Annotated in this window: 15 protein-coding genes and 1 other RNA gene; 8 read left to right on the top strand and 8 right to left on the bottom strand. The window is 67.2% G+C overall.

The features are described from left to right. The 3 genes from dnaX to ffs all read right to left on the bottom strand — a co-directional run. Positions 1-1,124, bottom strand: a 1,124-nt coding sequence (dnaX, locus tag C1H66_RS07695; protein WP_146010697.1) for a DNA polymerase III subunit gamma/tau, incomplete at its 3' end; no start/stop codon positions are given. Between the two features lie 106 nt (positions 1,125-1,230). Next, a complete protein-coding gene (locus C1H66_RS07690) occupies positions 1,231-3,465 on the bottom strand; it encodes a putative bifunctional diguanylate cyclase/phosphodiesterase (RefSeq protein WP_205738640.1) in 2,235 nt (744 codons plus the stop codon). Positions 3,466-3,825: 360 nt separating this feature from the next. Then, positions 3,826-3,922: signal recognition particle sRNA small type (gene ffs, locus C1H66_RS07685), an RNA gene on the bottom strand. A gap of 246 nt (positions 3,923-4,168) precedes the next feature. On the opposite strand from ffs, the gene C1H66_RS07680 reads away from it, so the two are divergent. Together C1H66_RS07680 and C1H66_RS07675 are read left to right on the top strand one after the other, a co-directional pair. Further along, the gene (locus tag C1H66_RS07680) at positions 4,169-5,392 is read left to right on the top strand and encodes an ATP-grasp domain-containing protein (RefSeq protein ID WP_102627311.1); all 1,224 of its coding nucleotides are present in this window, start codon (positions 4,169-4,171) and stop codon (positions 5,390-5,392) included. Between the two features lie 46 nt (positions 5,393-5,438). Further along, entirely contained in the window at positions 5,439-7,487 is a 2,049-nt protein-coding gene (locus C1H66_RS07675) for a hypothetical protein (RefSeq protein WP_102627310.1), read from the top strand. On the opposite strand, the gene C1H66_RS07670 is transcribed toward C1H66_RS07675, so the two are convergent. Beyond that, a complete protein-coding gene (locus tag C1H66_RS07670) occupies positions 7,488-8,507 on the bottom strand; it encodes an AbrB family transcriptional regulator (RefSeq protein WP_102627309.1) in 1,020 nt (339 codons plus the stop codon). Positions 8,508-8,599: 92 nt separating this feature from the next. Between C1H66_RS07670 and C1H66_RS07665 the strand changes: the two genes are divergently transcribed. Beyond that, positions 8,600-9,376, top strand: a complete 777-nt coding sequence (locus C1H66_RS07665; protein WP_102627308.1) for a TlyA family RNA methyltransferase — start codon at positions 8,600-8,602, stop codon at positions 9,374-9,376. An 18-nt stretch (positions 9,377-9,394) separates the two neighbouring features. Here the strand turns inward: C1H66_RS07665 and mscK are convergent, their stop codons facing one another. Beyond that, a complete protein-coding gene (mscK, locus tag C1H66_RS07660; RefSeq protein WP_102627307.1) occupies positions 9,395-12,808 on the bottom strand; it encodes a mechanosensitive channel MscK in 3,414 nt (1,137 codons plus the stop codon). A 164-nt stretch (positions 12,809-12,972) separates the two neighbouring features. Between mscK and C1H66_RS07655 the strand changes: the two genes are divergently transcribed. The 4 genes from C1H66_RS07655 to C1H66_RS07640 all read left to right on the top strand — a co-directional run bounded on the left by C1H66_RS07655 (position 12,973) and on the right by C1H66_RS07640 (position 15,189). Then, on the top strand, positions 12,973-14,040 hold the full coding sequence (locus tag C1H66_RS07655; RefSeq protein WP_240618246.1) for a phospholipase A: 1,068 nt from the start codon (positions 12,973-12,975) through the stop codon (positions 14,038-14,040). A 111-nt stretch (positions 14,041-14,151) separates the two neighbouring features. Next, complete coding sequence (locus tag C1H66_RS07650; protein ID WP_102627306.1) at positions 14,152-14,484, top strand: ElaB/YgaM/YqjD family protein; 333 nt, start codon at positions 14,152-14,154, stop codon at positions 14,482-14,484. Then, positions 14,484-14,876 (top strand): phage holin family protein, encoded by a 393-nt coding sequence (locus C1H66_RS07645; protein ID WP_102627305.1) that lies wholly within the window; start codon positions 14,484-14,486, stop codon positions 14,874-14,876. The genes C1H66_RS07650 and C1H66_RS07645 overlap by 1 nt, the downstream gene beginning before the upstream one ends. Further along, complete coding sequence (locus C1H66_RS07640) at positions 14,869-15,189, top strand: YqjK-like family protein (RefSeq protein WP_102627304.1); 321 nt, start codon at positions 14,869-14,871, stop codon at positions 15,187-15,189. The genes C1H66_RS07645 and C1H66_RS07640 overlap by 8 nt, the downstream gene beginning before the upstream one ends. Positions 15,190-15,325: 136 nt before the next feature. Here C1H66_RS07640 and C1H66_RS23400 read toward each other — a convergent pair whose 3' ends face one another. Further along, complete coding sequence (locus C1H66_RS23400) at positions 15,326-15,976, bottom strand: TetR family transcriptional regulator (RefSeq protein WP_102627303.1); 651 nt, start codon at positions 15,974-15,976, stop codon at positions 15,326-15,328. Positions 15,977-16,102: 126 nt separating this feature from the next. After that, positions 16,103-17,299 (bottom strand): BaiN/RdsA family NAD(P)/FAD-dependent oxidoreductase, encoded by a 1,197-nt coding sequence (locus C1H66_RS07630; protein ID WP_102627302.1) that lies wholly within the window; start codon positions 17,297-17,299, stop codon positions 16,103-16,105. Between the two features lie 507 nt (positions 17,300-17,806). On the opposite strand from C1H66_RS07630, the gene C1H66_RS07625 reads away from it, so the two are divergent. Beyond that, positions 17,807-18,574 (top strand): helix-turn-helix transcriptional regulator, encoded by a 768-nt coding sequence (locus tag C1H66_RS07625; RefSeq protein ID WP_170064115.1) that lies wholly within the window; start codon positions 17,807-17,809, stop codon positions 18,572-18,574. 470 nt (positions 18,575-19,044) lie between these two features. Here the strand turns inward: C1H66_RS07625 and C1H66_RS07620 are convergent, their stop codons facing one another. Further along, positions 19,045-20,307, bottom strand: a complete 1,263-nt coding sequence (locus tag C1H66_RS07620; protein WP_240618245.1) for a pilus assembly protein TadG-related protein — start codon at positions 20,305-20,307, stop codon at positions 19,045-19,047. Position 20,308 lies beyond the last annotated feature (1 nt).

Genomic DNA, 20,308 nt, shown 5'->3' with positions numbered 1-20,308 from the left:
GTCTTCGCCGGCCGGGGCACGCCCTGGGGACGGAAGGCCAGCATGCGCAGCAGGGTCATCTCCAGCGCCATGCGCAGATCGGGGGCGTGCTCCATGTCGCCGCGTCCCTGGATGCCGATCTGGTAGTAGAGCTGTACGTCCTCGGCGGTGAAGCGGGCGGCGAGCTGCAGCAGTGCCTCGCGGTCACCATGGCCGTTGTCCAGCGCCTCCGGCACCATCTGGGCGATGGCCAGGCGGTGCAGCACCCCGGTGACGTCGTCGAGCACCGCGGCGAAGTCGGGGCCCTGCTCGGCCAGGGCCGCGACCTCGGCGAGCACGCGCGCCGCGTCCACCTCGGCCAGGGCCTCGAGCAGGGCCAGCACATGACGGTGATCCAGGGTACCCAGCATGGCCGCCACGTCGGCGTGGCGCACCTGCCCCTGGCCGAAGGCGATGGCCTGGTCGGTGAGGCTGAGGGCATCGCGCATCGAGCCATCGGCGGCCTTGCCCAGCAGCCACAGGGCGCTCTCGTCGCAGGGCACCGACTCGGCCTCGAGGACGCGGGTGAGGTGCTCGACGATGCGCTCCGGCGCCATGTTCTTGAGGGTGAACTGCAGGCAGCGCGACAGCACCGTGACCGGCAACTTCTGCGGGTCGGTGGTGGCGAGCAGGAACTTCACGTGGGGCGGCGGCTCTTCCAGGGTCTTGAGCAGCGCGTTGAAGCTATGGGTGGAGAGCATGTGCACCTCGTCGATGAGGTACACCTTGTAGCGCCCCTGGGTCGGCGCGTACTGCACGTTGTCGAGCAGCTCGCGGGTATCCTCCACCTTGGTGCGCGAGGCGGCGTCGACCTCGATCAGGTCGACGAAGCGCCCCTCGTCGATGGCCCGGCAGCTGTCACACACGCCACAGGGCGTCGAGGTGATGCCCTCGTCGCCATGCCCCTGCGCCGTGCAGTTGAGGCACTTGGCGAGGATGCGCGCGAGGGTGGTCTTGCCCACCCCACGGGTGCCGGTGAACAGGTAGGCGTGGTGCAGGCGTCCCTGGTCCAGGGCATTGACCAGCGCCCGCTGGACATGCTCCTGGCCGACCAGTTCATGGAAGGTACGCGGCCGCCACTTGCGGGCCAGAACCTGATAGCTCATGCAGCGCGGGATCCTTGCAGCTGGGCTGGCTGGCAGCCGGACTCGGGATCGACGCCGCCCGCGAATCCCGCAGGCCACGCCGATCGTGGACATCGAAGCTCCCATTCTACCGGCTGGGGACGGGGGCGCAAAGCTCGGCTCCGCCGCCCCAGCGACGATCGAACACGTCGGCGGGTACCGGCCGGCTCAACAGGAACCCCTGGTAGCGCTCGCAACCCAGGCCCGCCAGGAAGTCGAGCTGCACCGGGAGCTCGACCCCCTCGGCGACCACCTCGAGCCCGAGCCGCCCGGCCATCGACAGGATGGCGGCCAGGATGATCTCGTCGTCCACGTCGCCGGGCACGTCACGCACGAAGGACTGGTCGATCTTCAGCCGCTGCACGGGCAACCGCTTGAGATAGGCCAGCGACGAGTAGCCGGTACCGAAGTCGTCCACCGCCAGCATCACGCCCAGCCCACGCAGTTCGTGGAGTACGCCGATGCCCTCGTCGGTGTGGCTGATCAGGAACCCCTCGGTGATCTCGAGCTCCAGCCGCTCCGGTGACAGGCCGCTCTCCTGCAACACTCGGTGCACGTCGCCGACGACATCGCCGTGGACCACCTGGGCACCGGAGAGGTTGACGGCCACCTGCAGGTCCAGCCCGCGCAACTCCCACTGTCGCGCACGACGGCACGCCTCGCCGAGTACCCAGCGCCCCAGGGCATGGCTCAGTCCCGACTCCTCGGCCAACGGGATGAAGCGCTCCGGCATGATCGTCTCGCCCTCCGGCGAGACCCAGCGAATCAACGCCTCGGCGCCGAATACCCGGCCTCCGTCGACAAAGGCCTGCGGCTGGAAGTAGAGCTGCAGCTCGCCCCGCTCGAGCGCCCGGCGCAACCCCACCTCGAGGTCGAAACGCTCGCGGCTCTCCTCCCCCAGCGCCGCGGTGTAGCGCTGCCAGGTGTTGCGCTTGAGGGCCTTGGCCCGGTACATGGCGGTATCGGCGTTGCGGATCAGCGCCTCGCTGGTCGTACCGTCCTCGGGAAACAGGCTGATGCCGATGGACGCCCCGAGGAAGATCTCGTGACCCCCGACGCGAAAGGGCTCCGCCAGCGCGTCGATCAACTGGCACGCCACCTCTTCGGCAGCCTCGGGGCGCGACAGGTGCTCGATCACCACCAGGAACTCGTCGCCGCCCAGCCGTCCCAACTGCCCCCTGCCGCGCAGAGCCAGCGACAACCGCCGGCCCACCGCCCGCAGCAGGCGATCGCCCAGCGGGTGGCCGAGGCTGTCGTTGACGCCCTTGAAATGGTCCAGGTCGAGGAACAGCACGGCGAGCCGAGACCGCGCCGACATCGCGGCCTCCAGCGCCGCCTCGAGGCGCTGGCCGAGATGGTAGCGATTGGGCAGACGGGTCAGGGCATCGTAATGGGCCGACTCCTCGAGGCGCCGGGCCTGCTCGTCGATACGCGACAGCAGCGGCCTGAGCGCCCGGGCGGTGACCAGCGCCCCCAGCAGCATCATGGCCAGGGTCACCAGCAGCGGCCAGGCCAGCACGCGAAAGACCTCGGCGTAGAAACTGCCGGCCGGCAGTTTCACCAGCATCCCCCAGCCGGGCGTCACCGTCGGCACACCGATCAGCACCTGCTCATGACTCCCCATGCCGGTCCGGTGAAGGCCGGACCACCCCTCGCCCAGGGCCTGCACACGGGGCCCTTCCACCTCGTCCGGCGCCCTGGCCAAGGGCTCGCCCCCCTCCCCGCCGGTCAACAGAACCCCGCCATCCGGCGCCACCAGGTACTGGTGTGCCGCGGCACCGAACCGGTCGTCGTCGGCCAGCAGCGCGGTCAGGTCATCCAGCCGAAAATAGAGCAGATCGGTGCCGATGGGCGCCCCGCTGTCGGCGAGGATCGGCGCCGTCACTTCCAGCGCCGGCGCCTCATCCACCGGCACCAGCCGAGCTGTCGAACTCGCCTTCCCGTCGTCACGCAGTGCTTGCTGCTGCCCCGGCGGCGTGCGCCCAAGGGTCAGCAGCGCCTCGCCTGCCGAATCCAGACGCACCAGGCCGATGATCTCCTCGGACTGGGCCATGGCATCGCGCAGCCGTGGGGCACTGTAGGCGACCAGCGAGGAGCGACTGAGTCCGCCGTCGGCATGGGACACCAGACGCCGACGGATCTCGTCGTCGCCGGCCAACTGTCGAGCCAGATCCTCGAAGTGGCGCAGCCGATGGTCCACGGCATCCGCCTGGGCCTGGACGCTGGCCAGCGTGGTGGTTTCCAGCCTGTCGCGGGTGACGTGAAAGAGCGGCACGGCGGTGCTCGCCCCCACCAGGGCGCCCGTGGCCAGGATCCCCATCATGGCCAGTGTCACGATGCGTCGCTGCGCCCGCCTCGTCCCGCCTCCCATCTCCTCGCGTACTCCCCGGCCGATGGGATCGCCCCACGACTGTCACGACCCCCCCTGGTTACAGTGTATCGGCTTCCCTGGATGAATGCCCTGCGCCGAAGGGGGGGATTCTTTCTCAGTCGTCGCCATACTCCGGCGACAGCCTCCTGCCCCCGATGACTTCGGATGAAGTGATGAACGCCGGTGCGCTCGCCACCGATGCACCATTCATCAGCCGCTGCACAGCACAGAGGGAATCGGACAACAGCAGAGCGTGACGCAGAGGGGGAAGAAGGAACGAAGGGGAGGAGCCGAGGCCCGAAATGGAGGCGGCCCCGACAGCCACATCCCGGCACACGCGGCCACCACTACCGTTGCTCCCTTCCGGGCCTGGCGGGGTTTGCGGTTTAGCGTTGCGAGAGGACCGACGGGGCCACCACAGCGGATGCGTACCGAGCCTGGCTCGGGGCATCAAACTCGACGCGGCATCAAGGGCTTGTCGAGTGCGCGGGCACTATAACAGCGGCCCGCCATGGCGGCAAGGGGCAGCCGCCCGCGGGGTGGCGTGAGGATGTCACCCCTCGTCCCCTGGTGTATGGTGAGGGGTATTCCCTCCCTGTCCCAGTCGCTCCCCGTCAGGGAGGAATCATTCATTGTCGACATCTGGAGGCGCCCCATGAAGAAGGATCCGAACAAGGGCTACATCGCCCTGCTGGGCTGGAGCCTGAATGCCATCGAAGCCGCCGAGAACTTCGACAGACGCTATGTGGTGGTCGCCCCGGACTGGGCCGAGGAGTACTGCCAGAAGCACGACATTCCCCACGTTTCCTGGAATTTCGAGCGCCTCAACGACCGCTCCCTGGAGATCGCCGAGACGCTCAAGGAGATGGGCGTCGACGTGGCCATCCCGTTGTTCGAGGAAACCGTGGAGTGGGCCGGTGCCATCAACTCGCTGCTGCTCGACAGCCCGCGGCTCTACGGCCAGTCGCTGCTGCTGCGTGACAAGGCGCTGATGAAGCGCCGCGCCCAGTTGGGCGGCATCCGGGTGGGCATCTTCGAGGAGGCCCACGACAAGGCAGACGTCATCCGCTTCCTCAAGCGGGTCAACCAGACCCTGCTCAAGCTCGACGGCGACCCCAACGATCCCATCCACCTCAAGGCCTTCGACAAGGCCGGCTGCCTGGGCCACCGGGTGATCCGTACCCCGGACGAGGTCGATACCATTCCCGACGAGGAGTTCCCGGTGCTGATGGAATCGCACCTGGACGGCTGGGAATTTGCCGTGGAAGCCTGGATCCACAACGGCAAGATCGCCTTCCTCAACATCTCGGAATACGTGACCCTGGGCTACTCGGTGTTCGTGCCCGCCTCGCCGGAACTCGAGAAGTATCGCCCGCAGATCACCGCCCAGATCGAGAAGCTGATCAAGGCCTTCGACATCGAGTTCGGCCTGATCCACCCCGAGTACTTCGTCACCAGCGACGGCGAGATGTACTTCGGCGAGGTCGCCTACCGTCCGCCGGGGTTCAAGGTCTTCGAACTGCTCGAGCGGGTCTACGGCTTCAACGCCTACCAGGCCAGCATGCTGGTGTTCGATCCCAAGACCACCCCGGAAGAGGTCAGCGCCTACTTCCCGAAGGAAGTGGTCGATGCCGACGGCTACGCCGGCTGCTTCGGCGTCTACCCCCGCCGCCGGGTGGTCAGCAAGCTGGAGATACCCGAGGAGGTCGAGGACGACCCCTACTTCGAGTCCCACGAGCTGACGCCGCCCCTCGAGGAGACCGTCACCAAGCGCACCGCCTTCGGCACCCACTGGGGGCTGATCTACTTCAAGGGCGACGAGGCGGCGCGCATGAAGGAACTGCTCAAGCATATGGAAGAGCTTGATTTCTATGTCTGATCGAGGCGTCATGGGGATGATGACAGCCTGACGACAAGGAGTCGGCGTGACGACGCACCGACCTACGCAAGACACAAGCGAGCCGGCAGGCGACGACAAGCTCGCCGGCCTGCTGGCGAAACTCGATGCAGCGATCACCCTGCTCACCGATTCACTCGACTTCGCCAAGCCAGGGAAGCTGCCCCGGGTGCTGGATACCGCGCGTCGCGTGCTGCTCCAGGAGGGTGGCGCCGCCGCCGTGGAGGCGCGTGCCAGAGCACTGGAGGAGGCCGGGGTCTTCCTCGGTTCCGACTGGGAGACCCCGCAGTACCTGGTGCCTTCGCTCACCACCCATGCGCTGAAGAGCGCCGATCCCCACACCGTGGTGATCGAGGCCCTGAGCGAACTGCGGCTGCTGGCCGTGGCCAAGGGTGAGTACCTGCACCCCCTGGTCTCGGCGGAACAGGCCCACCACTACCTGACCCAGGTGATGGCGCTCAATCTCTGGCTGCTGTTCGGAGCGCCCAGCGAAGCCGAGCGCGAGACCCAGGGGCGACTGGCGCAGATCCCGCGCCATCTGTTTCACCATCTGGCCGAGCGCATCGGCTACGAGCACATCATCGACAAGCTGATCGAGGAGATCTGGCGGATCCTGCAGCAGCGTCCGATCCAGGTCGAACCGGTCAAGCAGATGGTCACCCAGATCGCCATCTGCCAGGCCAACCCGGCGATCGACCTGGGCACCAGCGGCCAGGGCGCCGACCGCCTGGTGAGCTCGCTGTTCGGCCCCACCCAGGCGTGTCGCGAGGATCCGGGGGTGGACGTCTACCGCGGACGGCTCTCGAGCATGGACAGCGCCGCCCTGCAGGGCGAGGCCACCGGTTTCGCCCGCGCCATGCACGATACCGGCCTGGTGTCTGCCTACCATCCGGTGCTGCTGCGCCACCTGCTCGACCATGGCGACCATCTGCTCGCCGAGGCGCTGGGGCTCTCCTCCACCGGCCGCGACTGCCTGCTCTGCTACCGCGAGCTGGTCCACGCCCTGATCCGCGGCGGGGTCCATCCGGCCACCCCCCAGGCGGCCTACGGCCTGGCGCTGATGCTCGAGCGCGGCATCCTCTACCAGCCACCGGTGGCCCCGGCCATGTGGCGCCAACTGGGGCTCTCCCTCTCGGAATGGTCCCAACAGCGCTTGAACCTGACCTTCGGCGACGCCATCTCGCCGCGGGCGCGGCTGCTGGAAGGCGTGCTGTGCATGCTCGGGCAGCCGCTGGGCGTCGGCCAGGGCAACAACCCCACCTGCCAGTCGGCCAGGGCGCTCTCGATGTGGGCCTACAACGACCCCGACTACCTGCTGCAGATGGTGGCCTGGGCGGCCCGCGACGACGAGATCATCATGCACTTCGAGGGCATGCCGCTCTCCTCCATGGCGAGCCTCTCCGGCGTGGCCCAGACCCTGCCCATGGACCTGGACCCGGTGTCGCTGATCGTGGTGCCGCATCTGGACCGCATCTATGCCGAGATGGGGCGGCGCTGCATCGGTCGCGAGGGCGACCCCCACCGCTGGGTGAACCCGGAATTCCACGGCTGGTGGTCGGGCCGGGGCTTTCGCATCAATGTCGACGTGGCCACCGGGCAGCTGCAGGACCTGGACACCTTCCTGCGTCACTTCTATGCCAGCTACCACCCCTACTACAACGGCAACCAGCCGCTGATCCACCCGCAACCGGCGGGCATCGCCGTGACCGACAGCGCCGCCCGCTTCATCGGCTGGCACGCCATCACGGTGCTGCGAGTCTCGCTGGATCCGAACGACGTCATGCGGGCCTACTTCTTCAACCCCAACAACGACAGCGGCCAGGACTGGGGCGACGGCATCAAGGTGAGCACCGCCGGCAAGGGGGAGCGGTTCGGCGAGTCGTCGCTGCCCTTCGAGCAGTTCGCCTCGCGCCTCTACATCTTCCACTACGATCCGCTGGAGCGCGGCGAGCTGGCCCAGATCACCCAGGAGGAACTCGACCGGGTCACCGGCTACGTCCACCGCAGTTGGGGGGCCGACCGGATCCCGCCCATGGGCCTGCAGGCCGATGCCGGCCAGGAACCCAACGGGAACTGATCACGGGCGGCGCTGCAGGAATCGCGCCCAGAAGGGCGCGAAGAGCATCAGTGCCACCATCCGCAGCAGGTGGTGGAAGGCGACGAATACCGGGTCGAGGTCCAACGCCACGGCCAGGATCGCCATCTCGCCGATACCGCCCGGGGCCAGCGCCAGCAGGGCCACGTCCCGCGGCACCCCCACCAGGTGGTGGATCAGCTCGGCGAACAGCGCCAGCACCGCCAGCGCCACCAGGGTGGCGACGAAGGCCTCGAACAGGTAGCGTCCCAGGCGCGCCGAAGAGAGGCCCCGAAAGCGCGAGCCGATGGCACTGCCCAATACCCACAGCATCAGGTTCATGCCCCAGTCGGGCAGCTGCAGGCTGGCGATATCGAATCCCGAGAGCAGCGCCGTGAAGACCAGCGGTGCCAGCAGGGTCGGACTCGGCAGCTTGAGCGAGTGCCCCAGGGGAATCAACGCCGGCAACGCCAGCAACAGCCACGGATCCCGCAACGTCCGCACCGCCGCCTCGCCGTTTGCGGCTGCGCCCTCATAGGCCCAGAACAGCGGTGGCAGGATCAGCACCACCAGCACCACCCGCAGGGACTGGGCGATGGCGATCCGCCGCGGCTCACCGCCGCACTTCTCGCCCATCAGGATCATCGCCGTCATCGCTCCCGGGGCCGAGGCGAACCAGGCGCTGACCGAGTCGAACCCGCAGCGCCGATACCAGGCCGCCGCCGCCGCGGTGGACGCCGCCACCCCCACGAGCAACAGGGCCATCGACAGCGGCCACTCCAGTACCCGTGCCGCGAGCTCGGGGGTCACCTGGCTGCCCAGCACCAACCCCAGCACCCCGAGGAAGGCCTCGCGCAGCCGCTCCGGCACCCGCACATCGACGCCGCGAGCGGAGACGAGCAGGTTGGCCACCAGGGGGCCCAGCATCCAGGCCAGCGGCAGCCCGACCAGTTGGAAGATCAGTCCACCGACGGCACCGATCGCCAGTGACCTGGCCAGGGCCAATCCCGTCGCTCGCTCCAAGCTCGCTCCTTTTCGTTACCCGGCTAATAAAGCCAGTATGCCATACTATGCCCCGACCCTGCCCCGCCTTCACGCTCGCCGCCGGAGAGACCATGCCGCGCCTCGACCAACTGCTCGTCACCCAGGGCCTGGCCCGTTCCCGCACCCGCGCCCAGCGACTGATCCGTCATGGCCGCGTCAGCCTGATCGGCGATGGCCGCGTGCTGACCAAGCCCGGCGAGAAGCTGCCCGACGATGTGCGATTGCGGGTCGAGGAGGACCCGGAGGAGCGCTACGTGTCGCGGGCCGGACTCAAGCTGGAGGCGCTGATCGAGGCCCTGGGGCTCGACCTGACGGGCAAGCTGATGCTGGACGTGGGCCAGTCCACCGGGGGCTTCACCGACTGCGCCCTGCGCTTCGGGGCCCGTCACGTGATCGGCGTGGAGGTGGGCCACGACCAGCTCGACCCCGAACTGCGCGGCGACCCCCGAGTGACCTGTCTGGAGGGACTGAATGCTCGCGCCATGGCCGGCGATGCCCGGCTACACGAGGCACTGGCCGCTCAGGGGGGCGAGGCGCCGGAGCTCGCGGTGTTGGACGTCTCCTTCATCTCCCAGACGCTGATCCTGCCCGAGCTCGCCGCCCTGCTCGCCCGGGACGGCGAGCTGCTCAGCCTGGTCAAGCCGCAGTTCGAGGTGGGGCCAGGCGGCGTCAATGCTCGCGGCATCGTCAGCGATCCGGCCCGCTATGGCGAAGTGGAAGCGGCGATCCGCCGCTGCTGCTTCGAGCAGGGGTTCCACATCCTGCACTGGCAGGAGAGCCCGCTGCTTGGCGGCGACGGCAACCGGGAGTTCCTGCTCCACGCCGTTCGGCGGGGAGCCGCGGACTGACGGCGACGCTCACGCACCTCAGCGCCCGCCATCGGCGTCCCCGTCGTCGAAATCACCCGGGTCGCCCCTGGCCCCGGGCGGCGGGAAGGCCGGATCGGTCACCTGGCCGGGCGAGGAGGTCTGCACCTTCTTCACCGCCCCATCGGCACGATGCAGCCACACATCGAGCTGGTTGAAGGCGATGTCGACCTCGTGCTCGGCGAACAGCTCGCCCACCCGGCAGTTGATCTCGTCGGTGGCATAGAGCCGGTCGCCGAGGGTGTTGACGAAGATACGCAGCTCGAAATTGAGGGTGCTCTCGCCGTAATCCATGAAGAACACCTGGGGCTCGGGGTCGGCCAGCACCCGCGGGTTCTCGTCGGCGGCCTGTCGCAGCAGGCGATGCACCAGGCGATGGTCCGAGCCGTAGGCGATCCCGTAGGTGAGCACCACCCGGGTGACCGTATCCGACAGCGACCAGTTGATCAGCTGGTCGGTGACGAAGGTCTTGTTGGGGATGATGATCTCCTTGCGGTCGAAGTCGGTGACCGTGGTGGCCCGGATCCGAATCTTGCTCACCGTGCCGGTGAGGTTGCCCAGGGTGATGGTGTCGCCGATCCGCACCGGTCGCTCGAAGAGGATGATCAACCCCGAGACGAAGTTGGCGAAGATCTCCTGGAGACCGAAGCCCAGCCCCACACCCAGCGCCGCCACCAGCCATTGCAATTGGCTCCAGGCCACGCCCAGGGTGGCCAGGGACATCACCAGGCCGGTGCCGATGATGGCGTAGGAGAGCAGCGAGGTGATGGCATAGGCACTGCCCTGCTTGAGTACCAACCGCGACAGCACCATCACCTCGAGCAGCCCCGGCAGGTTGCGGGCCATCATCAGGGTCAGGGCGAAGATCAGCAGCGCGGTGAAGATGTCGGCCACCGAGAGCGTGCTGGCGACCAGGTCGGCCCCCTCGCCGTCGGTGGTCTCCCAGATCGCCACCTCGTCCAGGTAACCCAGCACCGTCAGCAGGTCCGACCACACCAGGTAGAGCAGCAACACGAAACCGATCAGCAGGATCAGCTTGGACAGTCGCAACGACTGCTGGTTGATCTGCTCCATGTCCAGTGGCGGCTCCTCCACCACCTCGAGGCCGCCCTCGGCCCCCTCCTGCACCTGGGCACGGCGCCGCATCAGCGCACGCCGGAAGGCGAGACGACGCGCCGCCACCGCCAACCCTCGCACCACGGTGGCCTCGACCAGTATCCACAAACCCAGCAGGTAGAGGGTGATCACGAAGCGTCCCACCAGGCTCAGCGCCGTGTACTCGTAGCCGGCGACGATCAGGCCGATGAAGACCAACGGGACCGCGGCCATGGCCAGGCCGAGGATCAAGCGGAACAGCTTGACCCCGAAGAAGGGCGCATGGGCCAGGATCAGCCGCGCCGCCAGCACGCTCATGGCCACCAGGCCGCCGAGCAGCAGCCCCAGTGCCAGGGGGCGCAGCGTCAGGCTGATATCGCCGTCCCGTGCCAGGGTCGAGATCAGCAGCACCGGCACCAGCGCCACCCCCAACCACAGCAGCAGCCAGCGCAACCGGGCGACGTAGCCTGCCGGCCAGTAGAAGTGCTTGGTGGCCACGCCGTCCCTCACCAGCAGGCGTCGCGACCAGGCGATCACGCCCCAGGCCAGCGAGAGGTGCCAGAAGGCCTGGCCGAGGCCCACGGCGATACCGTGGCCACCCGCCACCAGGGCCACCCCTGCACCGGCCAGTGCCAGTGGGCCGGGAAGTGCCAGCAGGGCGTTGAGCGCCACCGCCTGCGGCGTGTGCCCCTGGCTGTCGCTGCGCAACCGTCCGATCTGCTCGTGCAGCACGGCGAGCCGGGCCTTGATGCGCCGGCGACACCACAGCAACACGGCCACCGCCAGCAGCAAGGGCACGCCGAGCAGGGCCTCCGGGCCGGGCATGCGCCAGTGCACCGGCAGCACCTCGCGCCATTCACCCTCCGCCCACTCGGTGAGCAGGTGCGACGGCAGCTGGCGTAGCCATGACAGATCCAGCGGCCGTGTGTTGGCGATCCAGAACAGCTGCTCGTCGATGGTGGTGCGCAACTCCCGGGAGGTCTCAAGCAGCTGCTGCTGGTTGAGTTGCAGCTCGATGGCCGCACTCAAGAGGTTGCCGTAGGTCTGCTCGAGCTGATCGACCAGTTCGCGGCGCGACTGATAGAGGCCCTGCAATGACTCGACCAGGGCGGGGCTGACCTCGACGCCCGCCTCCTCCAGGCGCTGATTGGCCAATCGCTCACTCTGGCGCAAGGCATCGCGCTGGCGAACCAGGTCGAACTGGCGCAGGCGCAGGTCGGCGATCTCGTCCTGGAGGTCGCGGCGGGCATCCACCTGGGGCAGCGAACGACGCTGCTCGCGCAGGATCCGCGACAGCAGCAGGCTGCCCCGGATCGCCTCGATCTGCTCGTTGAGGCTACGCTGCAACTGGCGCACATGATCGAGCTGGCTGCGGACCGCCAGGCTGTCACGCACCAGGCTGTTGTTACGGTCGTTGGCGCGCAGCAGCTCCAGACTCAGGTCCTGGTTGATCTGCTGGGCCCGCTCCAGCACCGGATGCCCGGCCTCGAGCAGCGGATCGTCCCGCGCGGCATCGGCGATCGCCTGCTCCGAAGCGAGCCGGCGCTGGCGCTCGATGACGCTCTGCAGCAACGACAGCTCGGTCTCCTGGCGGGTGATCTGCTGCGACAAGAGGTCGCGGCGCTGCTGGGCGATCTCGCGCAGTCGGGTGTTGGTGCCCAGTGAACGCTGGTGCAGCCGCAGGGTCTGCTCCGCCAGCTGCCGCTCGACCTGCTGCTGCCAGAGCCTGGGATCATCCTCGGCCAGCCCCCTTGCCTCCAGCTCGTCCAGCGAGCGGCGGGACTCCTCGACGGCCTGCATCGCCTCGGCGATGGCCTGCTGGGCCCGCTCGGGCAGGGTCTGGGCGGAGAGCAGCTGGGAATTGACCTCGGCGAGGCGATCCTGCAGTTGTTGCAGATCGAACACCGCCTCCTGCTGGCGATACTCGAGTTCATCCAGGGGCTCATCGTCCAGGTCGGTGGCGGAAAGGGATGCAGCTGCCTCCTCCTCCTCCAGCAGCTCACGCTGCAGGCGCAGCAGCTCGGCCGGCGCCTGCTCCACCCGCTCCTCCAGGGCCTGCAGTCGTTCCTCCGTCTCGGCCAGCTGTTCCAGCCCCTCCAGGACCGCCTCGAGCATCTCGGTGCGGCGCTGGTCGGCATCGCTGGGCGTCTCGCCCTCCTCGGGCTGCAACGCCGCGAGCCGCTCTTCCACCTCGGCTCGTTCCGGCAGCGCCTCGTTGGCGTGTACCTCGAGCACCAGGCCCAGCAGCAGCAGGATCACCCAGCCGGCCATGGCCCGCCTGATATGCTCCCACCCCCGGGAGCCTCGTTCACGTCGCATCCTGATCACTGACTCCCTTGGGCAGAATCCTGGCCGAGCCGGCCGCTGGGGGCAATTCTCGACCTCCCGGCGCGGCAAGGCAATGCCGTCGCCAGGTGGATACAGCAACGTCGCCGCATCGCCACGGTTGACTTGCCCCCCCGGCATGGTAGAACGACGGTCACATGTCATACACGGTCGACGACGTCATGATTCCTCCTCGTTCAGCTTCGCTGCTCGCCCTGCCTCTGCTGCTGGGGTCAGCCACTCTAGCCCTGGCCGAGGAAGCACGTCTCACCGTCGACGAGCGGACTGCCATCGAATCGCGCATCGACGCCCTGAACAACGAACTCGAGTCGCTGAGCCAGCAACTGGCCGAGGATGAGCGGCAGGCCCGGGACGAGGCATCCGCCCCGGAAGCGCGGCTCGCCGCCGAGATCGAACACGACCTCGAAGTGGTGGAGGAGCGTCGCCAGCTCGAGCGGGAGTCCTCACTCAACCCCTTCGCCATCACCACGCACCGACGCAACTACCTGCTGCCACTGAGCTACAACCGCAACCCCGACAGCGAGGGCTTCGACAGCGGCGGCAGCGCTCCGGATCGCGCCGAGGTGAAGTTCCAGTTCAGTGCCAAGTTCAACCTGGTCGAGGACCTGTTCGTTGACAACGGCGACCTCTACTTCGCCTACACCCAGCGCAGCTGGTGGCAGGCCTACAATGCCGACTCCTCTTCGCCCTTCCGCGAGACCAACTACGAACCCGAGGTCTATCTGGACTTCGACAACCGCTGGTCGCTGCTCGGCTGGACCAACATCAACAACCGGGTGGCCTTCAACCACCAGTCCAACGGTCGCTCCAATGCCCACTCTCGCAGTTGGAACCGGGTGATCCTGGAATCGACCTTCATCAACGGCGACTGGGCCTTCAGCCTGGCGCCCCATTGGCGAGTCCCGGAATCCGACGGCGACGACGACAACCCCGATATCGAGCGCTACATGGGCTACGGCGATGTGACCCTCGCCCACCGCTTCGGCGACCAGGAGCTCAGCCTGCTGTGGCGCGGCAACCCCAGCGCCGGACACATGGGTACCCAGCTCGATTACTCCTGGCCGCTGTTCGGCAACATCCGGGGCCACGTCCAGTATTACTACGGCTTCGGCGAGAGCATGATCGACTACGACGAGCGCTCTCATCGCCTCGGCATCGGCTTCAGCCTCAACCCACTGTTCTCCGGCAGCGGCATGAGCCGCTGATACTGGCAGGTGAATCGGTGGCGACGACCTGCCGAACATGACCGGATGTATTGAAGTCGCCCCGTCGACTGCTATGCTGAGCCTGTCATTCACCGTCAGAGGAAGACCCAGATGGCAAGCCGAACCTCCCATACTCATGAGTCTGCCCAGCAGCTCAAGGAAGACCTGCATCACCTGACCCAGACCATCGAGGAGCTGGTCAACGCCACCGCCGACGACTCCCGCAGCAACATCAAGGAGCTGCGCGAACGTGCCGAGAAGCGCCTCAGGGATACCCGCGACCGTCTCGAGGCCCGCGGCGAACGGTTGTACGGTGAGACCCGCGACACCCTCACCCACCAGGCCGATGCCTGCGATCGCTATGTGCATGACAACCCCTGGACCAGCATCGGCATCGGCGCCGCGATGGGAGTCGTCATCGGCATGCTGATCGGGCGTCGCTGATGGCGGAGAGCCAGGGACCGGCACAGCGACTGTTCACCGCCGGCAAGCGCCTGCTGGGTAGCCTGCTGGCCACCGGCGAGACGCGGCTGCGTCTCGCCGTCCTGGAACTCGAGGAGGAGCGCGCCCGGCTCGTCACCCTGCTGCTGCTCGCCGGGCTGAGCCTGCTGCTGCTGCTGCTCGGTCTCGCCGTGCTGACGCTGCTGGTGGTGGTGATGTTCTGGGACAGCCACCGACTGGTCGCCATCGGCGTCAGTGCGCTGGTACTGCTCGGCAGCGGTACCGCGCTCGCGCTGTGGGTGCGCCAATTGGCCCGCCGCCGAACCCTGCTCGTGAGCACGCTCAAGCACCTGGCCACCGATCGCGAGCTGGTGGAGCGCTCCCGCCATGACTGACACCCACGGGTCCCGTCTCCCGGTTCGACCGACCGATACCGCCCCCGGCCGTGTCGAACGCAAGGCGCATCTCGAAGCCACCATCGAGCAGCAGCGCATCGACATCCTGGTCGAGGCCAGCCGCTGGCGCGAGGCCAGCCGCCCCATCGACGACGGCTGGCGCGCCCTGATGCGCTTCAAGGTACCGCTCTATACGGTGGGTGGCATGCTGCTGCTGAAGGGCTCTCGCCATCCCAACTCGGTGCTGCGGGTGGCCCGGCGCCTGGCGGCCGGGGTCCTGCTGTTCAAGCGCGTGCGGCGCCTGCTGCACTGACTCCCGTCGCCTGATCGGCCTCAACCTGATCCTGGGGCTCGTCACCGTGGCCATCGCGTCCGGCGGCCGCTTCCTCTGAACCACCACCCGGGTCATGCCGCCAGGCACTGTCTGAAAAGTCGGCGAGCGATGGTAACTAGAGTGTCGCGGCAGCCGTTGCCCTGCCGTGCCCGCCCCCCGGCACCCACTTCATCCAGCCATCGCCTCGGCTCAGCCGTTTCTCGAGGAAGTGCCGGGTCCGGGTCTGGTTGTCGCTGTGATCGCGGGACCACACCGCCAGGGTGGCCATGAACAGGGCCGTCAGGGCCATCTCCTCGAGCTGGGCGCGGCGGGTACCGTAGCGAGCCTCGAGGCCTGCCGCCTCGCGCAACCACTGGATGGTGCGCGAGAGGTCGAAGACCATCGGCACCCAGGTATGCAGGTGGGGTGGGTGTGCCTTGGTGCGCAGCATCTCCACGGTGACCCGGCGGTGGCCGGCGAAGGCCCCGAACCAGGCCAGCAGGCAGTGCTCCAGGCGTGCCCGCTCCGGCCACTGGGCAAAGCCCTCGGGCTTCTCGGCCAGCATCGCCAGCCAGCCACGCCGGAACCAGGCATTGGCTACCGCATCGAGATCCCGGTACTCGGCCAGCACGCGGCTCACCGGCACCTCGAGGCGGGCCGCCACCTCGGTCAGGCGTACCGCCTCCCAGCCGAGGACCTCGGCCTGGCGTACCGCTTCCTCCACGACGCGCTCGGCGAACGGGGTCTCGTCGACCCCCGGCTCGTGATGGACGGAAATCATGCTCATCTCTGCCCTCTCAACTTGTCTCCTACCTGAGAGCAGCATAGACCCGGAGCGCGGAGGTGGCTGTAGCGCGAGCCGAGCCTAGGCGTTGTCCGTAAAGTCGACGAGCGCAGGCAGTTTTCGGAAAGCCTAGAGGGAATTGCCGCAGGCGACACCGCTAGCCCAGGCCCACTGGAAGTTGTAGCCGCCGAGTTCGCCGGTGACGTCGAGCACTTCGCCGATGAAGCGAAGCGGCGACAGGCCGTCGACGGCGAAGGTCTTCGACGAGATCGCCCGGGTATCGACCCCGCCCAGGGTCACCTCGGCGGTGCGCCAGCCCTCGGTACCGGCGGGCTTGAGACGCCAGTCGCCGAGGCGCGCGGCCCAGGCGGCAAGCTCGGCATTGGAGCGTTCGGCGAGAAGGCCGTCGCCGCCATGCCACTCGACGAGCGCCTGGGCCAGCCGCCTGGAAAACCGTTCGGCGAGCCAGCTGGAGAGCTGCCGCCTGGGGGTGTCGCGGCGCGCCGCCGTCAGCGCCTCGAAGGCATCGACGCCGGGCAGCAGGTCGATGACCAGCTCGTCACCGGGCTCCCAGAAGCTCGAGATCTGCAGCATGGCCGGCCCCGAGAGGCCGCGGTGGGTGAACAGCATCGGCTCGGCATAGTGCCCCCGCGGTTCGCCGTCGCGCAGGGTCCGTACGCCCACCTCGCATGAGACGCCGGCCAGGGCGGAGGCCCTCTCCTTCCAGTGCGAGGTGAGGGTGAAGGGCACCAGGGCCGGGCGCGTCTCGGTGACCGCGAGGCCGAATCGGCGGGCCACATCGTAGCCGAAGCCGGAGGCCCCCATGGTGGGAACCGACAGGCCCCCGGTGGCCACCACCACGGCGCCGGTGTCGATACGCCCGATCGAGGTCTCGAGCCGCATGCCCTCCCCCACCCTCTCGATGTTCTCGACCGCGGTCTCGAGGCGGATATCCACCCCGGCCCAGTCGCACTCGGTGAGCAGCACGCCGAGCAGCTCCTTGGCCGAGTGGGCACAGAACAGCTGGCCCGGTGCCTTCTCCACGTACTCGACGCCGTGGCGCTCGACCAGCTCGACGAAGTGCTCGGGACGATAGCGCTTCAGCGCCGAGATGCAGAAATGGGGGTTGGCGGAGAAGAAATTGGCGGGGCCGGTGGCCAGGTTGGTGAAGTTGCAGCGCCCGCCGCCGGACATCAGGATCTTCTTGCCGGCCTTGTTGGCGTGATCCAGCACCAGCACGCGCCGCCCGGCAAAGCCGGCGGTCAGCGCGCACATCAGGCCGGCGGCACCGGCACCGATCACCACGACATCGGGTTGGGGGCGCATAGGGCATCACCATCGCTATCGGCACAAAGGCCGGCGATTCTACCAGAATGGTGTGGTGCCTGTGGCAAGCGTTCTCGGTCGCTGGCCTGAGCCCACCGGACGGCCCCGACGGCGATCTCGGGGTCATTGCCCCAGGCATGATATCGGGTGCGTCTCCCCCATCAGCATGAGGTATCTCATACTTCGAGACCCAGTTATTTACTCCTCGACATTTAGAAATAAAAGCACACAACTCGATACACAAAGCTACAATGAGACGAAAACAGGGTATACAGAGCGCACGCAGCACATAACGTTATAAGAACGGGTGCCTTGGTGATAACAAGAGCACCGGATGTAACGGCAGGTAGGGGCACAAGGGGGACCTTCGTCATGCAGGCTCATGACTACGTGTTAGTTGTGGTTCGCGATCTTCAGGAAACTCACGAGAAGGACTACCATCAGGCCCTGGTGCAAAGGGGGTATGACGTCAGACTCGTCGACGCAGGCCAGGACCCGATCCCGATCATGACGAACCGGCCGCCCATTGCGGCCTGCTTCCAGTTCGATTACCCCGATCTCCAGGGGCTGGCGGACCTGCGTCAGGCCAAGCAGCGTATCGCTTCGGTTCCGCTGCTGATGGTGACCCAGGCTCATTCGGAAAGCCTGGCGGTCTGGGCCTTCCGCACCCGTGTGTGGGACTACTTCGTGCAACCCGTGGACCTGGCCAGGTTCATGGAGGTCGTGGACACCCTCCGCGACCTGAGGCTGCCCGAGCGCACCGCAGGCAGTACCCGGAAAGCCACGGAGGTGAGCAACCAGATCCCCGCAGAGGCACGCATCCGCTTCCCGGCGCCCGGCGACCAGCACGCGCGGCTCGACCTCGCCATCACCTTCATCGAGCAGCACCTGCACCAGAAGATCGCCCAGGCCGACGTGGCGGAGCGCTGCGGCCTCAGCGCCTTCCAGCTCAGCCGGCTGTTCAGGAAGCTCACCGGCACCACCTTCCAGGAGTTCCTGCTACGGCGCCGCATCAACGAGGCGCAGCGCCTGCTGGCCAACCCCAGGGTATCGGTCACCGATGTCTGCTTCAGCGTCGGCTTTCGCGATCTCTCCTACTTCACACGCACCTTCCAGAAGCACGTCGGCCAGACGCCGACCGCCTATCGCCAGACGCTGACCGTCCAGTATGGCCAGCTTCAGCCCATCACCGACCATGGCCCCCACCACCAGATCGAGAGTCTCGACAATCATATGGCGATGATGCGGCAACACGCCCCCTGCCTGGCACGGTAAATGGTGGCTCCTGGTTCTGCCCGCGAATATCTCGACGATGGCGGCATGTTCGGCGAAAAAGGCGCCGAGGCCGCCCCTGCGGGGTCCCCACGAATTTCTCGATGATGGCGGCATGTTCGCCGAATAAAGGCGCCGAGGCCCGCCCCTATGGGGTCAGACCCCAGCCAAGTTGCCAGGCTTGTCTTGGTGCACGTGGCGAGCGAATTCGACACCGCCGGGGTCTGACCCCCTAGGGCCTCCCAGCGCTGGCAGTCCGCCGCCAAAATGCTCTCAACATGCTGATTTTACAGTAAGGCTTTTGGGGGTTCCTCAGGATCTGACCCCACAGGGCCCATCGAGCCCTTCCTGACGTTACCTCTCAGTGGAAGTTCAGCACAGGACCCGGACATCACCGGGCACGAAGAATAAAACGAAGAATAAAAAGGGCGCTGGCTGCAAGGCAGTCGCCAGCGCCAAGGGGGCTCGGGTGGCTAGTCCACCAGGACGGGTATTCGCGCCAGGATGCCGAAGTTCTCCCCTCCCGTCTGGCCCTTGGGTTCGTGATAGTCGCAACTCGGCAGGAAGTAGATACTCATCTTGCGCCAGTCGGCCGGGCCGCCGTTCTGGTTCTGCAGCGAAAAGTGATCGACGAAGTCGTCCCAGCGCGCCTCACCATCGGTACTGGTGTTCTCCCAGTCACCCGGCCATTCGACGTCCTCGGCGTCGGGCCCCAGCCCCATCTGCTGAGGGGCAAACTCATCGATCTTGTTCTCCTGGGCATTGCTGACCATCCAGACGATATTCACGGTGACCGCCCCGACCAGGGGATTGCTGGGCGCGACACCATCCTCGCAGTCGATCACCGGCAGGGTCAGGGTCCAGACGACCTCCCGATCCGTCGCCTCCACCCAGCAGTCGTAGAGGTCACTGAAGGCCGACTGCACCTGGCCGTTGTTGGTGGCGATATCCTCGCCGTAGTGCATCTCGTTGGGGTTGCCGTCACCACACACCAGGTTCCTGAGTTCGTTGGCGTTGGTGGCGCCGCTCTGGCCATGCTCGAAGTTGGTCCAGCCGCCGGTCTGGTCGCCCTCGGGGATAAAACGACCCACATTGCAGGAGTAGTTGCCATCCGGATTCTCCAGCGCCTGCCGGCACAAGGCGATCGGCTGATCCACGTCTTCGGGCCGCAGCGTGCCGGCGAAGCCGATATAGGCCACCGAGCGGGCGGTGACATCATAGCCCTCGAAGCCCAGCACCCGGCCGAAGAAGGCCTCCACCTGGGTCTGCTCCCTGGCGGTCACCACCTCCACGGCATTGATGAAGGGGTCGAAGGGATCATATTGATCCAGCTCTTCGGTGGTCTTGGTCGTCAGGTTCACCGGCTCCAGGGAGTCGTCGGGGGTAAAGGTGCGGTTGGCGAAGCTCCAGTGGCCACGCAGCGCACTGATCACCTCCGACGGAGTGTTCTGGCTGTTGTTGGCCTGGGCCGCATCGGTGGCGATCTGGTTGGCGCCGGGATTGACCGAACTGCCATCCGCCGTATAGAGCATCCTGGCACCGGCCAGGGAGCCGGCATCGGCGGCATTGTGCAGCTCGTTTTTCGCCACGAAGAGGTTGCCGCCGTCGACCGAGAGGGCGGTGAAGGCCAGCAGCATGAACAGCGCCAGGGCCATCAGCACGATGGAGACGCCGCCCTGCCGGCCGGGGGCGCCATGGCGCCAGCCGGAGCGTCGAGATCTATGCAGTTTCATCATG

Source organism: Halomonas heilongjiangensis (genome assembly GCF_002879645.1).
Lineage (GTDB): Bacteria > Pseudomonadota > Gammaproteobacteria > Pseudomonadales > Halomonadaceae > Halomonas > Halomonas heilongjiangensis.
The sequence above is the reverse complement of the archived record's forward strand: the minus strand, read 5'-3'. Positions and strand labels throughout refer to the sequence as shown.

Coding starts and splice junctions, on each gene's coding strand:
- mscK (WP_102627307.1), bottom strand. CDS start 12,808: ATGCGACGTGAACGAGGCTCCCGGGGGTGGGAGCATATCAGGCGGGCC.
- C1H66_RS07625 (WP_170064115.1), top strand. CDS start 17,807: ATGACGAACCGGCCGCCCATTGCGGCCTGCTTCCAGTTCGATTACCCC.
- C1H66_RS07620 (WP_240618245.1), bottom strand. CDS start 20,307: ATGATGAAACTGCATAGATCTCGACGCTCCGGCTGGCGCCATGGCGCC.
- C1H66_RS07655 (WP_240618246.1), top strand. CDS start 12,973: ATGTCATACACGGTCGACGACGTCATGATTCCTCCTCGTTCAGCTTCG.
- C1H66_RS07665 (WP_102627308.1), top strand. CDS start 8,600: ATGCCGCGCCTCGACCAACTGCTCGTCACCCAGGGCCTGGCCCGTTCC.
- C1H66_RS07690 (WP_205738640.1), bottom strand. CDS start 3,465: ATGATGGGGATCCTGGCCACGGGCGCCCTGGTGGGGGCGAGCACCGCC.
- C1H66_RS07630 (WP_102627302.1), bottom strand. CDS start 17,299: ATGCGCCCCCAACCCGATGTCGTGGTGATCGGTGCCGGTGCCGCCGGC.
- C1H66_RS23400 (WP_102627303.1), bottom strand. CDS start 15,976: ATGAGCATGATTTCCGTCCATCACGAGCCGGGGGTCGACGAGACCCCG.
- C1H66_RS07680 (WP_102627311.1), top strand. CDS start 4,169: ATGAAGAAGGATCCGAACAAGGGCTACATCGCCCTGCTGGGCTGGAGC.
- C1H66_RS07640 (WP_102627304.1), top strand. CDS start 14,869: ATGACTGACACCCACGGGTCCCGTCTCCCGGTTCGACCGACCGATACC.
- C1H66_RS07645 (WP_102627305.1), top strand. CDS start 14,484: ATGGCGGAGAGCCAGGGACCGGCACAGCGACTGTTCACCGCCGGCAAG.
- C1H66_RS07650 (WP_102627306.1), top strand. CDS start 14,152: ATGGCAAGCCGAACCTCCCATACTCATGAGTCTGCCCAGCAGCTCAAG.